The sequence below is a fragment of the Haemophilus haemolyticus genome (assembly GCF_001679045.1).
Classification (GTDB): Bacteria; Pseudomonadota; Gammaproteobacteria; order Enterobacterales; family Pasteurellaceae; genus Haemophilus; species Haemophilus haemolyticus.
Genome location: NZ_LYCK01000013.1, coordinates 187,891 through 202,664, shown reverse-complemented (window position 1 = coordinate 202,664; position 14,774 = coordinate 187,891). Strand labels below are relative to the sequence as shown.

Here is a 14,774-nt window from a genome sequence, read left to right as displayed (position 1 = left end):
TAGTCAATATAATGCGAGAGACGCTTATGGCAGGAAAGATAAAAAAACACGTAGGGCAATTCATCTATCCCTAAATAATGCTGCTAGCAGTGATTTAGATAGGTTATACAGCGTTTTCTGATAGTTAAATAATTTAGATAAAATAAGTATATTATAGATAGTGTCTATTTCGATTTAAGCAAAGAAATAATCTCTTTCAATGCTGAAATCTCGCTATCTTTTTGTTCAATCACTAGATCTCTTTGTTTCAATAGCTCATCTTTATGCGAAATAGTTAGTTTTAATCGATCGATTTCTGATGTCAAATTCTCATTTGAACCGTAGTAGTTAGTATTATGATCATTCATAAAGAACAATACATTCTTATCATCATTTTTGATTAGTTCTAAAACATCAATATTAAAGATATTGGCAATTTGCTCCAATTTATGAAGATTGAGCTTAGTTTCTCCACGTTCAATTTTTGCATATAGAGTTGCTGGACATACAACGGTGTCTCCATTGACTATAACGAAGATGACCTTCATCTGGATCAGGAGTATCCCATATCCAGTAAAACTCTTCTTTGAGTTCATAGGCTTCTTTTAAAGCAGGAAGATTACCTAACCAAGTATCTAAGAGGAATGATTCACGTTCATTTAGATCGTGTTTACGCTTTAGAAGGATAAACCTTTCACGCATAAGGGTACGTCTTTCTTTTTGGCTCATATGGGCTTTCAAAGACTTTCTGACGTTATCTAAGGCTTGATTAGCCATTCTAACTACATGAAACTTATCTACGACAACTTTAGCGTGTGGAAGGATAGTGTTCACTGCGTCTTTGTAGGGCTTCCACATATCCATTGTGACGTACTCAATGTAAGTCCTGTCACTGATTTCTGAAAGACGTTGGATGACTGTTTCCTTGTTACGGTTAGGCTTGATGTCATAAATAGTCCTGCGTTCAATATTAGTCAATACAAGCCGAGGTCTACGGATAATATGTATCTCGTCTATCCCAAGCCACTTAGGAGTTTCAAACTGGTATTCACGTTCTTTGAGTGCCACATAGTCCTTAAAAACGTTCCTAATGGTTTTCTCGTCAACACCAACGCTTTCTGCGACTTCTACAAAGGTCTTAGACATGGATTGCTCTTGAATGGACTTTAAAAGCCTTTTGGTCATACTACGCTTTTCATCTACAGATATTAGGCGTTCCCAGAAGGTAGATCCGCATTCACGACACTTGTATCGTCTACGGTTCAATTGTAAGCCCACTCGCTTTAAACGAATGGGCAAATCCATAATTAGTTGATTTCTTGAACTGTGTTTGTACAACTTGTCAAAACCACATTCAGGACAACGTTCAGGTGGTCCGACTGCTTCAACTTTAAACATCATATCGGTTTCATTTTATTGTGGCGGTTCTATTGTTTTAATGTCTGGTAGGGATAATAAGTCTGACATATTATTCATCCTTTATTACTCTGCGGTGTTAAGGTATCAATTATAGATTTGATGTCGAAATCATCAGTGTTAAATTATTTTTGTGACCACAAATGCACTTAGAAAATCCCTTAAAGCATTAGCTGGTTCACTTGAATAGGGAGTTGTAAAAAAGTTCCCTTAGCCTGCACAACAAGATAATTTCGAAATATCTTTATCGAACGTAAGTGCAACTAATTTTAGCCCTTCAGCCATTGTTAAATATGGTGCTAGGGTTTCTGTTAAATCTTCTATCGTTAAGCCAAATTTAACAGCTAATGATGCTGCATAGATGACATCTCCTGCATTTTCAGATACAATATGAACCCCTAATACTTTTAGTGTTTCTGCATCTGCTACTAGTTTAAATACACCGGTTGTTTCACGGTTTACAATTGCTCTTGGAACAGCATCTAAAGGTAATACAGATGTCTTCACATCATACCCTTTCTCTTTTGCTTGTTCTTCTGTTAAACCAACCGTTGCAACCGTCGGATTCGTAAACGTAACAGCAGGAACTACCGATAAATCTATTTTTTTGTTTAATCCACCAATAGCATTATCAGTAATAATTCCACCTTCATAGGCTGCTACATATACAAATTGTGGTCCTAAAGTCACATCTCCTGCTGCATAAATCTTTTCATTACTTGTTTGACCAAAATCATTGATCAGGATTTCATTATTTTTTCCAGTTTCAACACCTGCTGCACTTAAATTTAAAGAATCCGTATTTGGTTTTCTTCCAGTGGCAACAAGTAACTGATCTGATTCAATGACTTCTCTACTGCCATTTACTGTTACGTAAACCCTTTTTATCTCTCCACTTTGTTCAACACGCTCAAAAGTTGCCCCTTTGACAAGGTTTATACCCTGTTCAATTAACGCTTTTTCAACTGACTCTGAAATCTCAGGATCATACTCCTTTAAAAGTCGCTCACTTCTTTGCATAAGCGTTATTTCTGAACCTAAATGATGAAATAGTTGTCCAAGCTCCATTCCAATGTATCCTGAACCAATTACAGTTAATCGTTTTGGTATTTTCTTTAACTCAAGAAGTGTTGTACTAGTTAAATAGTCCATTTTTTCAAGTCCTGAAATTTGGGGCAACGAAGGCGATGCACCTGTTGCAATTAAAAAGCGTTTTGCAGATAACTTTGCCCCATTGACCTCAACCGTACTAGCATCAACGAATTTTGCTTCACCTTTAATTAAATCAAAATTATATTCATCAATTAAATCCATATATTTTTGATTCCGAAGTTCGCTCACCAATTTATCCTTTTGCGTGATTAAACTAGCTAAATCCACTTCTCCAGCGGATGTTTGTAAACCTATAAACGGATTGTCTTTTGATAAATGATTGATTTCCCCTGCCCTAAGAAGAGTTTTTGACGGAACACAGCCAATATTCACACAGGTTCCCCCAACCGTTCCACGCTCAATCATTCCAACTTTTGCACCGTATTCTATAGCTTTAATTGCCGAAGAAAAGGCAGCAGCACCAGAACCAATAATAAGAAGGTCATAATTGTCTTCATTAATTAACGCCACGTTTTCTAGTGATGATACTTCTTCAATTTCTCCGGCTTGGTAATTTGCTTCATCAATCGCCTTTATTGCACTTTCAACCTCAATATCATCGGGCAGTTCAAATACTGCTTCACCACGACGATAACTAGACTCAATATTTTTAGCACCTATCTTTTCAAGTGCTGATTCTACGTGTTTTTCACAACCCGTACAGGTCATTCCTGAAATGTTTACCTTAAATTTATTCATAAAAAAGCTCCTTTCGTTAATTAATCTCTCATGTTAATGTTTCTATTATTGGACACGAATGTAATTGCTTTTCAGCTGGACATCGTTGTTTTAAGTCGTCTAACATAGTTTCAATTCGTTTTAAATCCTCTATTTGTTTTTGCACTTCCTTTTGTTTTTTAGAAACAAATTCGAACATATCTTGACAACGAACTTCATCTTTATCTACAACAGCAAGTAATTTATAAATCTCGCTTAAAGAGAAACCAAGTTCCTGTATTCGTTTAATAAACCCAACACGCTTAACGTCATCATATGAATATATCCGATAACCAGCTTCCGTTCGGTGAGGTTCTTGTAATAAATTTTTTCGCTCGTAATATCTGATCGTTTCTTTATTAACTCCACATTTATCTGCAAACTCACTAATGCGATAAATCATCTTATTTCACCCCCTGAATATTATAAACCATGTACCATAGTACACGGTCAAGTAAATTGGACTATTTTATTTTTTTCCCAAAGTATCACTCGTATGTGATTGATACTTTTATATAATACTATTGATTATCCTAACATCCCACCAGAAAATCCAATTTAAACACCAGTTGTTTTTAAACTATTAAGAAAGTAATTCCATTATATATTCCGAAGACCCAAAAAAAGAAATAATGCTAAAAAATGCATTTAATGAATTTTCATTAAAAATGGATAAAAGAGAAAAAGAACAGTTATCTGAATTAGAAAATAAATATTCTAGTAAAAAGAACAGTCTTTCTTCAGATAAAAATAAAGCTATTTCTGATTCAGAACAAAAATTACTAGAAAATGAAAATCATTATAAAAGAATGTCTAGCCAAATCGAATTAGATGCTAAAAACTATAAAAGAGCAGGAGCAAGTGATAAAGAAGTGTCTGAGTCTTTAGAACGTAACAAAAAGGAACTTTCTAATAATTACAATCATCATAAAAATAGATTCAATCAAGAAAGGGATGATAAGGTTAAGAATATTGAAGATAATCTTAGGATTTTAGAAGAATCTTATCCTCAAGATATTAATAGAGTAAAAATTTATTATCAACAAGAAAGGGATAAATATTTATCTGAAACTAAAGAACAGTTAGATAAAATGGTTAGAGAACATGAACAAGCAATAGAAGTTTATAGAAATCAATATAACAGTGGCATAAAAGCACCTATACGTTATAAAATTGAAAGTAGTGATAATGGAAAAGATTTTTATGTAACTATTCAATAAAAAATAAAGCCTAATAGATTAACTCCCTATTAGGCTTTTATTTTATAAAGTTAAATTTATATTAAGGTATTCCATGAGAGCATTTTGAAGTGGTATAACATCTCTCCTAGATTTAAATTTATGATCAACAATATCATTTAATTCTTTAAGGCTGGTTTTAATTTCCATAATTTCATTTTTTAAATCTAAAATATTCATTTTACGAATGAAGTTTTTTACTTTTTTTAGTGTATTCTTATTCAATTCATTTTCCATTATATTTAATATTCTTCTCATTTTAACCATTCTTTTAAAATCATTATCTTCTATATTCAATATACTATTAATACTTTCTTCAAATGAATCGTATCCATCCAATAATTTCTCATTATAATTGTAAAAAAATGCGATAGATACTGACTTTCCTATTCTTGCTTGAGTTCTAAAAATTGCTTGAACTATTTCTGATTTTACTAGATCTTTAGATTCTATTTTAGTATTTAATACTTCAGAAAGTCTCTCTGCATGAAATGAATTATTAAACCACTCACCAAAAAATATTATTGAATCATATTTTATATACTCATTTGTAGCTCTACACTTTCCTGAATTATAATGAATAACCTCATATTTATCTCGCAAATCTTTACTAATATTTTCTTTAATGAAGTTAGGTAGATTCTCTATATGAAATGTATTATTCCATGTAATAACAAGATGTTTATTTCCATTATTCATAGAAATATATTTCTCAAGTTTTCTTATGTCTTCAACAATATCTTTTTTATGTTTCTCATTACTTTTTCTTGTCCTTCGTGTTGATAACAATGTATCATAATAAATATTATTATTTATAACTACTTTACTTTGATTATATCTTTCTATATTCCAATTATTACTACCTTCAAATAAAAATTCTGCTGTGGCATCTAAAATAATTAATTTTGTATCTTCATCTATAAAGTCATTAATATCTTGGTGTATGATAATATCTGATGATATATCTGTATTAGATAGATCTCCTAAAGATACTATAAGTTTATTGAATAGCCAGCTAACTCTTTCATGATATAGTTTTTCATTTTTTATATCAGGTAAATCATTAAATAATTCATTAAATATATTTTTGTCAAAATTTATTATATTCTTAATTGTCTCCTTATTTAGCCTTATCTCTTTTCCGTATATCAACTCTCTCTTATAAAGTTCTACTAATAATTTCTCATGTTTTACTACTATATCCGTATAAGGGGTCTGGAATTCATCAAAGATAACTAATTCTCTCTTTGTTATCTCTTTCTTTATGGGATCATCATAGTTAATAAATATATTGCTTGATTCATATAAAGCCCTCCAGTTATTAGTTACTACTATTCTATATTTTGACAAAGCATAAATATTACATTCTAATTCTTTTAATGTATCGCTTCCTTTATAAATTCCACAAATGGACTGTTTAGGATTTAATGCTTTAACATCAAATACAAGCCTTTTAATTTCTTCATTTGTTTTTACAATAATCAAAGTAGACTTATCAGTATTAGCACAAAGAACCTTTAAATTTGTGGTTTTCCCTGAGCCGCAACCCCAAGCTAAGACTTGCCTATTTGAATAGCTATCTATGCTATTCTTAAGTTTGTAACTGCTATCATCTACTTTATCTAGTAAATAGTTACGCCTAGAAAGTAGATAGTTATTATCATCTACATTGTAATCAATCTCATTATTTTTTAATCTCCATCCCTTCCATTTATCTGGAAAACTTACATTTTCTTTCTTCATAATAATCTCCATAAAAAAGCCACTAAATAGTGGCTTGGATTTAAATTTTTAGCATATAGATATTATCTATTTCAGTTCTTTTTAAATAATCTACTTTTATCAATTCATTTATAGCTTTAATGAATAAATCTCTTTTTAAGTTAAAAACAGATTCCGAGTTGAAAGTAGTTAACGTTATTTCTTTATTTTCATTTTTACTTTTTATGATTAATGTGTATAAGACATTTCTAGCATTGCTAGTTAACTTCTTAAAACGTTTCTCTAATGGCAATTTCCTATTAATAATTGAAAAAATCTTATCATCTACTGTTTTAAGCATAGATCACCTCATTTAGGTTTTTAATGTTGTTTAAGTACCGATTTACATCAGATTCAAAGTAGCCTACGGAGTTAGCTCCTAGGCTAACTTTTTTAGGAAAATTAGGCTTATAATAAGCAGAACTTTTATCCTGCCAAGTGTAGAATGTACTTTTAGATATTCCTAATATCGTTAAAAATTCTTTTACCCTGATTATTCTATCCATGGTAAAACCCCTATATATAAAAAGGGTATTACTCTTTAGTTAGTAATACCCTTATATTATTGCGTTTAAAAAAATGATCTGTAATATCACTTTTGATAAGGCGTATAGCCTCTATTTCATATATTAATAAGAAATCCTTACTGTTGTATGGTCTAACTAAAATCAACTTGAGACCATCCTATACTTCCTCCAGATTGCTTGCAAGCATTTTTTGAACAAATTTTCTGCTTTCCAACATAGGAAACTTATCTTATTCATTCTCATATATAACTAATGTTTTCATTAAGAAAATTTTTAAAAATTTCTGTCTAAAAAATAGTCGAATAATACTATTTTACTTTTTTAGATATTTTCCTATTGTTGTGCTACCATTAACTCACAAGGTAGCATACCAGTGCTTTAATTATTATAGATAATCTATCACTTCATTTTTTAGTAACACCAATAGTAACACTGAACACAAACCCAACAAATAAAGTTATTATAAATCAAAGTCTTATATTGCTAGTTCAGGTGAGATTATCCCACCACTTTATAAGAAAGCCTTGGAATTTTAAATTTCAAGGCTTTTTTGTTGCATTATAAAACCAATAAAAATACATCTAATATCAAAATCCTATCACCTTACATAGTTTTTTTTGATTGATTTGATAGATTTCAATCGTTAAAACCTTTTTGTATGATGTTCACGAAATTTATTTCAACCCTACTTATTTCATACATACAAGGAGTTAATAATGAGTTCTCAATGCCCTTTTTCGCATTTATCGTCTACTAACCTAACTATGGGAAATGGAGCCCCTGTTGCAGACAACCAAAACAGTTTAACAGCTGGTCCGCGTGGTCCATTACTTTCACAAGATTTGTGGCTTAACGAAAAATTAGCTGATTTCGTACGCGAAGTTATTCCAGAGCGTCGTATGCACGCGAAAGGTTCTGGTGCATTTGGTACCTTTACTGTCACACACGATATTACTAAATATACTCGCGCAAAAATTTTCAGTGAAGTAGGTAAAAAAACAGAAATGTTCGCACGCTTTACCACTGTTGCAGGTGAACGTGGCGCAGCTGATGCTGAACGTGATATCCGTGGTTTCGCATTAAAATTCTATACCGAAGAAGGTAACTGGGACTTAGTGGGTAACAATACCCCAGTGTTCTTCTTACGTGATCCACGTAAATTCCCAGACTTAAACAAAGCGGTAAAACGTGATCCTCGCACTAATATGCGTTCAGCAACAAATAACTGGGATTTCTGGACATTATTACCAGAAGCATTACATCAAGTAACCGTTGTAATGAGTGATCGTGGTATTCCTGCAAGCTATCGTCATATGCATGGTTATGGTTCACATACTTACAGTTTCTGGAACGAAGCGGGCGAGCGTTTCTGGGTAAAATTCCACTTCCACACACAACAAGGCATCAAAAACTTAACCGATGCGGAAGCGGCAGCTGTAATCGCAAATGATCGTGAAAGCCATCAACGTGATTTATATGAAGCAATCGAACGTGGTGATTTCCCTAAATGGACATTATATGTGCAAATTATGCCTGAAGCAGATGCGGAAAAAGTACCTTATCATCCATTCGACTTAACAAAAGTATGGCCGAAAAAAGATTATCCGTTAATTGAAGTGGGTGAGTTTGAACTTAACCGTAACCCAGAAAACTTCTTTGCTGATGTAGAACAATCTGCATTTGCACCAAGCAATTTAGTTCCAGGTATCGGCGCAAGCCCTGATAAAATGTTACAAGCTCGTTTATTCAACTATGCGGATGCACAACGTTACCGTTTAGGTGTGAATTACCGTCAAATTCCAGTAAACCGTCCACGTTGCCCTGTTCATAGCAACCAACGTGATGGCCAAGGCCGTGTAGATGGCAACTACGGAAGCTTACCGCACTATGAACCAAACAGCTTCAGCCAATGGCAACAACAACAAGACTTTGCTGAACCACCACTTCGTATCAACGGAGATGCAGCACACTGGGATTTCCGTAATGATGATAATGATTACTTCAGCCAACCGCGTGCATTATTTAACTTAATGAATCCAGAGCAAAAACAAGCATTGTTCAACAATACTGCAGCTGCAATGGGTGATGCACCTGAGTTCATCAAATACCGTCATATCCGTAACTGTCACTGGTGTGATCCTGCATATGGTGAAGGCGTTGCAAAAGCATTGGGCTTAACAGTTGAAAATGCATTAAAAGCACGTGAAACTGACCCAGCGTTAGGTCAAGGTGGATTGTTATAATCTCTAGGCTGTAGCCAAACAAAAACGGTAGGAATTTTCCTACCGTTTTACGTTTCAACATTCACTAACAAATAGTGGTGCCTTCTTCAGTACCAGTCACTACTTGACGTAATGCACCAGGTTTACCCATATTGAACACTCGGATCGGCATGCCATGATCGCGAGCTAAAGTAAAGGCAGCTAAGTCCATCACTTGTAATTCTTTATCGATCACTTCTGCATAACTTAAATTTTTATAAAGTTTTGCATCAGGATTTTTCGCTGGATCACAATCATACACGCCATCAACTTTAGTCGCTTTCAACACAACATCAGCTTCAATTTCAATACCACGCAAACAAGCGGCAGAATCAGTGGTAAAGAATGGACTTCCTGTTCCCGCAGAGAAAATGACTACGCGTTTTTCGCGTAACATTTTAATTGCTTCAGACCAGTTATAAGTATCGCAAATACCATTTAATTGGAAAGCGGACATTAATTTAGCATTCACATCAGCACGGAATAAAGAATCACGCATTGCCAAACCATTCATCACCGTAGCAAGCATTCCCATATGGTCGCCCACCACGCGATTCATCCCCGCTTTTGCTAGTTTTGCGCCACGGAATAAGTTGCCACCACCAAGAACGACGCCGACTTCCACGCCCATTTCCACTAATTCTTTAATTTCAACAGCCATACGATCGAGAATCGCAGGATCGATACCAAAACCATCTTCTCCTTGTAATGCTTCACCGCTTAATTTCAATAAAATACGTTTATAAATTGGTTGGCTCATTGTTTTTTCCCTCTGGCTTAAAAAATTGGCTTATTCTATAAAATAACCGCTCAAGAGTGAAGAAGTTAAATATGGAAATTCTGAGTGAAAGGTGGATAATAGAGACATTTTCTTTTCAGGGAAGACAATTATGAACACGAAAAAAACAAGCCAAATTTTGCCCGCACTTTTTGCGATGATTTGTGCCGCATTAGCGGGTTATTTTATTTTAATCGGTTCTGGGATGTTTACAGAACCAAGTGTAGATCTTATTCTGCTTACGACAACAACTATTCTCTTATTAAGTAGCAGTAAAAAATCCTTCTATTTTATTTTGCTACCGCTTGCATTACTGCATGCTTTTTATACGCCTACAGGGCTAAGTTTTGGCCCGCCAAGCTATCAATATATCGCCTCGCTTTTCGCGACAGATATGTTGGAAACGAAGGAATTTCTATTGCAAATCCCAGTGAGTAGTTACTTAATTGCTTTCGCTATTCCTATTTTGATTTTTCTTCAATACAAAAGTGCGGTGAAATTTGGCATAAAATTTTATCGTAATAAAACATTTATTGCCTTGGCGACATTGCTCTTTGCCTACAACATGCCGCTTGCTGAACCGATTAAAGAAACGGTAAGTTCCACATTAAAAATTGTAGATGAAGTACAAAAACTAAAACAAATGTCCCAATCTGATAACTGGGGAAAATCAACATTAGAAAATTCACGCTATGATGATTATGTGATTGTTCTTGGTGAAAGTGCGCGTAAAGATTATCACCATGCCTATGGTTATCCGATTGAAAACACGCCCTTTATGTCTAACGCTAAAGGCACATTGATTGATGGTTTCCGTTCAGCGGGAACCAATACCGTCGCCTCACTTCGACTTATGTTAACCCTTCCTAACAAAGAAAAATGGGAACCAAATTACAGTTTGAGTTTAGTGGATCTCATCAAATCTGCAGGCGTGAAAACTTATTGGCTTTCTAATCAAGGTATGCTCGGTGAATTTGATACGCCAGTTTCATCCCTTGCATCAAAATCTGATGAAACCTTTTTCTTGAAAAAAGGCGGGAGCTTTAATTCTACTAACTTTAGTGATTTTGATTTATTACCAAAATTCGCCCAAGTATTAGAAGATCCTGTTCAAGGAAAACGTTTTATTGTGTTGCATATTTATGGCTCACACCCAATGGCTTGCGACCGTGTCGAAGATTATCCAAAAATCTTTGACGATAAAGATCTTAATCCGAGATATGGGTACTTAAATTGCTATGTGTCGTCTATTAAGAAAACTGATGAATTTTTAAAACGTGTATATGATCAGCTTGAAGAAAACGCGAAGAAAAATCACCGCACTTTCTCAATGATTTATTTCTCAGATCACGGTTTATGCCACCAACAAGATGAAAAAAACAATATACTTTTGTTCAATCAAAACTGTTTCAGCCGAGAACATCATAATATTCCGCTATTCAAAATTTCGTCAGATGACACCGAACGCAAAGAATATAAGGTGTTTAAATCAGGTTTGAACTTCTTAGAAGGAATCGCAAATTGGATAGGGATTAAAAATCCTCAATTAACGCAAACAGAAGATTTATTTTCTAACGAATCGGATAAAAATGACTTTGGATTGCAAAAACGAATTGATGAAAAATATCGTAAAGATGACGATCCAGCCATTGATATTCGTCCTAAACACTAAGCTATATTGAGTGCGTTTTATTTTTAGCCGTAAATATCGTATAATCCGAGAGATTTTATTTGTTTATTTTTTGTAAGGTGTCAACGTGTCAGAACAACAACCAAGAGTGATCGAATCAAAAGAAATTATGACTTTATTACCACATCGCTATCCATTTTTATTAGTGGATCGTGTATTGGATTTTAAAGAAGGCGAATGGTTAAAAGCGATTAAAAATATTAGCGTCAATGAGCCTTGTTTCACAGGTCACTTCCCTGGCGAACCTATTTTACCGGGCGTTTTAATTTTAGAAGCTTTGGCACAAGCAATGGGCATTTTAGCCTTTAAAACTCACGAATTAAAAGGCGGTGAATTATTCTATTTCGCAGGTATTGATGAAGCTCGCTTTAAACGCCCAGTGTTACCTGGAGATCAAATGGAATTAAACGTTCAAGTGATTAAAGAACGCCGCGGTATCACTGCATTTACGGGTGTTGCAACCGTAAACGGTGAAATTGCTTGTGAAGCAAAACTAATGTGCGCTCGTCGTTAATTAAGGGGGTAAATATGATCCACCCAAATGCAAAAATCCATCCTACAGCCTTAGTTGAAGAAGGCGCAGTTATTGGTGAGGGTGTTGTTATTGGGCCTTTCTGTATTGTTGAAGGCACTGTTGAAATTAAAGCTCGCACTGTATTGAAATCTCACGTTGTCGTACGTGGCGATACAGTTATTGGCGAAGATAATGAAATCTATCAATTCGCTAGCATTGGTGAAGTAAACCAAGATTTAAAATATAACGGCGAAGCAACCAAAACGATTATTGGTAATGGCAACCGAATTCGTGAACATGTGACAATCCATCGTGGCACGATTCAAGGCGGTGGCGTAACCTCTATTGGCAATAACAATTTATTAATGGTAAATGTTCACGTTGCACATGATTGCCAAATTAAAAACAACTGTATTTTGGCAAACAATGCAACGCTTGCAGGTCACGTAGAATTAGATGATTTCGTCATTGTTGGTGGTATGTCAGCAATTCACCAATTTGTGATCGTTGGTGCACACGTCATGTTAGGCGGCGGTTCTATGGTAAGTCAAGATGTACCACCTTACGTTATGGCACAAGGCAACCACGCCCGTCCATTTGGCGTAAACTTAGAAGGTTTAAAACGTCGTGGTTTTGATAAACCAACCATGCACGCAATCCGTAACGTTTATAAAATGATCTATCGTAGCGGTAAAACGCTCGAAGAAGTGTTACCAGAAATTGAGCAGATTGCAGAAACCGATTCAGCGATCAGTTTCTTTGTTGAATTTTTCAAACGTTCAACTCGCGGTATTATTCGTTAATAAAGTATCTCTGTTTTCAACCGCACTTTGCACACCAAAGTGCGGTTATTTTTTAGGATAAATTTGATGAACAAAACAAATCCAACCATTGCTCTTGTTGCTGGAGAAGTATCTGGTGATATTCTCGGTGCTGGTTTAATTCGCCAGCTCAAAGGTCATTATCCTAACGCTCGCTTTATTGGCATTGCTGGCCCAAGAATGTTGGCTGAAGGCTGTGAAACGCTTGTCGATATGGAAGAGCTTTCAGTCATGGGCTTGGCTGAAATTTTGAAACATCTTCCTCGTCTGTTGAAAATTCGCAAAAATGTCATTCAAACCATGTTGCAAGAAAAACCTGATGTTTACATCGGCATTGATGCGCCTGATTTTAATTTGGATGTAGAACTCAAGCTCAAAGCAAACGGAATTAAAACTATTCATTACGTGAGCCCCTCTGTATGGGCATGGCGTCAAAATCGCATTCACAAAATTGCCAAAGCAACTCATCAAGTGCTTGCCTTTTTGCCTTTTGAGAAAGCCTTTTACGATAAATTTAACGTTCCTTGCCGTTTTATTGGACACACAATGGCAGATGCTATTCCGCTCAAACCAAACCGTGCCGAAGCCTGCCAAATACTACAGATTGATCCCACACAACGCTATTTAGCTATCTTAGTTGGAAGCCGTGGATCAGAAGTGGAATTTCTGGCTGATCCTTTCTTGAAAACCGCTTTATTGTTAAAAGAACAATTCCCTGATTTACAATTCCTTGTGCCTTTGGTGAACGAAAAACGACGAATTCAATTTGAAGCCATTAAAGCTAAAATTGCGCCAAATCTAGACCTGCATTTAATTGATGGCAATGCACGACAAGCAATGATCGCAGCTAATGCAACGCTTCTTGCTTCAGGAACAGCAGCGCTTGAAGCAATGCTTTGTAAATCACCCATGGTAGTTGGCTATCGAATGAAACCACTGACCTATTTCTTAGCAAAACGTTTAGTGAAAACCGATTATATTTCTTTACCGAACTTGCTTGCGAATGAAATGCTCGTTCCTGAAATGATTCAAGAAGAATGCACACCAGAATTGCTCGCTGAAAAACTATCAGTTTATCTTTCTGATGATGAAAGTGCGGTAAAAAATCGCCATGTTTTAATTCAGCACTTCACGGATTTACACCAAAAAATTCAATGCAATGCCGATAAGCAAGCAGCTCAAGCGGTTATTGATTTATTAGAGGGAACAGAAAATGTTTGAATATCCACAAGGCTATGAATTGATCGCTGGCGTTGATGAAGTTGGGCTAGGCCCTCTAGTTGGAGCCGTTGTAACAGCAGCCGTCATTTTAGATCCGAATAACCCAATTGAAGGCCTCGCTGATTCTAAAAAACTTTCTGAGAAAAAACGTTTAGCACTTGCTGAAGAAATCAAAGAAAAAGCTCTTGCTTGGGCATTAGGACGAGCTGAAGCTAACGAAATTGACGAGATAAATATCCTGCAAGCCTCCTTGCTGGCAATGACTCGAGCGATAAAATCTTTAAAAATTCAACCGCACTTTGTGTTGGTTGATGGCAATAAGATCCCAAAAGATTTAAATATTCCAGCGCAAGCCGTCGTAAAAGGCGATAGCCTTGTGGCGGAAATCAGTGCAGCCTCTATTTTGGCGAAAGTGGCACGAGACCAAGAAATGGAAGAATTAGACAAGCAATATCCAGAATACGCTTTCGCCCAGCATAAAGGCTATCCAACCAAATTACATTTGGAAAAACTAGCTGAACTTGGCGCATTACCGCAACATCGTCGTAGCTTTGCCCCAGTGAAAAAAGCGCTAGAAAATCGTTAGGATCTTAATCGAGAAATTCTTTTATTTTGTTAGGCAGTAAAATATCGATAAAACAAAGGGAGTATTTTTAATACTCCCTTTTCTTTAATCAACTTAACTCTATGGAATGACAG

Annotated in this window: 15 protein-coding genes; 7 read left to right on the top strand and 8 right to left on the bottom strand. The window is 35.2% G+C overall.

The window, feature by feature from the left end; translation table 11 throughout:
* Window positions 1–164 precede the first annotated feature (164 nt).
* The 4 genes from A8M50_RS09035 to merR all read right to left on the bottom strand — a co-directional run bounded on the left by A8M50_RS09035 (window position 165) and on the right by merR (window position 3,667).
* Window positions 165–425: a hypothetical protein gene (locus A8M50_RS09035; RefSeq protein WP_005644566.1), complete on the bottom strand. Its 261-nt coding sequence runs from the start codon at window positions 423–425 to the stop codon at window positions 165–167.
* 31 nt (window positions 426–456) lie between these two features.
* Window positions 457–1,380, bottom strand: coding sequence for an ISL3 family transposase (locus A8M50_RS06660; protein ID WP_005644441.1), 924 nt, complete (start codon window positions 1,378–1,380; stop codon window positions 457–459).
* A 225-nt stretch (window positions 1,381–1,605) separates the two neighbouring features.
* Window positions 1,606–3,246: a mercury(II) reductase gene (gene merA, locus A8M50_RS06655; RefSeq protein WP_001031935.1), complete on the bottom strand. Its 1,641-nt coding sequence runs from the start codon at window positions 3,244–3,246 to the stop codon at window positions 1,606–1,608.
* A gap of 28 nt (window positions 3,247–3,274) precedes the next feature.
* On the bottom strand, window positions 3,275–3,667 hold the full coding sequence (merR, locus tag A8M50_RS06650; protein ID WP_005644354.1) for a mercury resistance transcriptional regulator MerR: 393 nt from the start codon (window positions 3,665–3,667) through the stop codon (window positions 3,275–3,277).
* Between the two features lie 229 nt (window positions 3,668–3,896).
* Between merR and A8M50_RS06645 the strand changes: the two genes are divergently transcribed.
* Entirely contained in the window at window positions 3,897–4,484 is a 588-nt protein-coding gene (locus A8M50_RS06645; RefSeq protein WP_005644465.1) for a hypothetical protein, read from the top strand.
* Window positions 4,485–4,526: 42 nt separating this feature from the next.
* Here A8M50_RS06645 and A8M50_RS06640 read toward each other — a convergent pair whose 3' ends face one another.
* From A8M50_RS06640 to A8M50_RS06630, 3 genes are read right to left on the bottom strand one after another with little or no spacing between them, the layout of a single operon-like run.
* Window positions 4,527–6,245, bottom strand: coding sequence for a hypothetical protein (locus A8M50_RS06640; protein ID WP_005644504.1), 1,719 nt, complete (start codon window positions 6,243–6,245; stop codon window positions 4,527–4,529).
* Window positions 6,246–6,285: 40 nt separating this feature from the next.
* Complete coding sequence (locus A8M50_RS06635; protein ID WP_010129410.1) at window positions 6,286–6,564, bottom strand: hypothetical protein; 279 nt, start codon at window positions 6,562–6,564, stop codon at window positions 6,286–6,288.
* Window positions 6,557–6,769 carry a helix-turn-helix transcriptional regulator gene (locus tag A8M50_RS06630; protein WP_010129411.1) on the bottom strand — a complete coding sequence of 71 codons (213 nt, stop codon included), beginning with the start codon at window positions 6,767–6,769 and terminating at the stop codon, window positions 6,557–6,559. The genes A8M50_RS06635 and A8M50_RS06630 overlap by 8 nt, the downstream gene beginning before the upstream one ends.
* A gap of 737 nt (window positions 6,770–7,506) precedes the next feature.
* On the opposite strand from A8M50_RS06630, the gene A8M50_RS06625 reads away from it, so the two are divergent.
* Entirely contained in the window at window positions 7,507–9,033 is a 1,527-nt protein-coding gene (locus tag A8M50_RS06625) for a catalase (RefSeq protein ID WP_005644481.1), read from the top strand.
* Window positions 9,034–9,097: 64 nt separating this feature from the next.
* Here A8M50_RS06625 and pyrH read toward each other — a convergent pair whose 3' ends face one another.
* Window positions 9,098–9,811, bottom strand: coding sequence for a UMP kinase (gene pyrH, locus A8M50_RS06620; RefSeq protein ID WP_005628053.1), 714 nt, complete (start codon window positions 9,809–9,811; stop codon window positions 9,098–9,100).
* 130 nt (window positions 9,812–9,941) lie between these two features.
* Here pyrH and A8M50_RS06615 point away from each other — a divergent pair, with 130 nt between their 5' ends.
* From A8M50_RS06615 to rnhB, 5 genes are all read left to right on the top strand, one after another.
* On the top strand, window positions 9,942–11,501 hold the full coding sequence (locus A8M50_RS06615; RefSeq protein ID WP_005644314.1) for a phosphoethanolamine transferase: 1,560 nt from the start codon (window positions 9,942–9,944) through the stop codon (window positions 11,499–11,501).
* A 127-nt stretch (window positions 11,502–11,628) separates the two neighbouring features.
* A complete protein-coding gene (gene fabZ, locus A8M50_RS06610) occupies window positions 11,629–12,033 on the top strand; it encodes a 3-hydroxyacyl-ACP dehydratase FabZ (RefSeq protein ID WP_044233196.1) in 405 nt (134 codons plus the stop codon).
* 14 nt (window positions 12,034–12,047) lie between these two features.
* Entirely contained in the window at window positions 12,048–12,836 is a 789-nt protein-coding gene (lpxA, locus tag A8M50_RS06605; protein WP_005642748.1) for an acyl-ACP--UDP-N-acetylglucosamine O-acyltransferase, read from the top strand.
* Window positions 12,837–12,902: 66 nt separating this feature from the next.
* Window positions 12,903–14,075 carry a lipid-A-disaccharide synthase gene (gene lpxB, locus A8M50_RS06600; protein WP_005644412.1) on the top strand — a complete coding sequence of 391 codons (1,173 nt, stop codon included), beginning with the start codon at window positions 12,903–12,905 and terminating at the stop codon, window positions 14,073–14,075.
* Entirely contained in the window at window positions 14,068–14,661 is a 594-nt protein-coding gene (gene rnhB, locus A8M50_RS06595) for a ribonuclease HII (RefSeq protein WP_005644582.1), read from the top strand. Before lpxB ends, rnhB begins: the two co-directional genes overlap by 8 nt.
* Window positions 14,662–14,774: the final 113 nt, after the last annotated feature.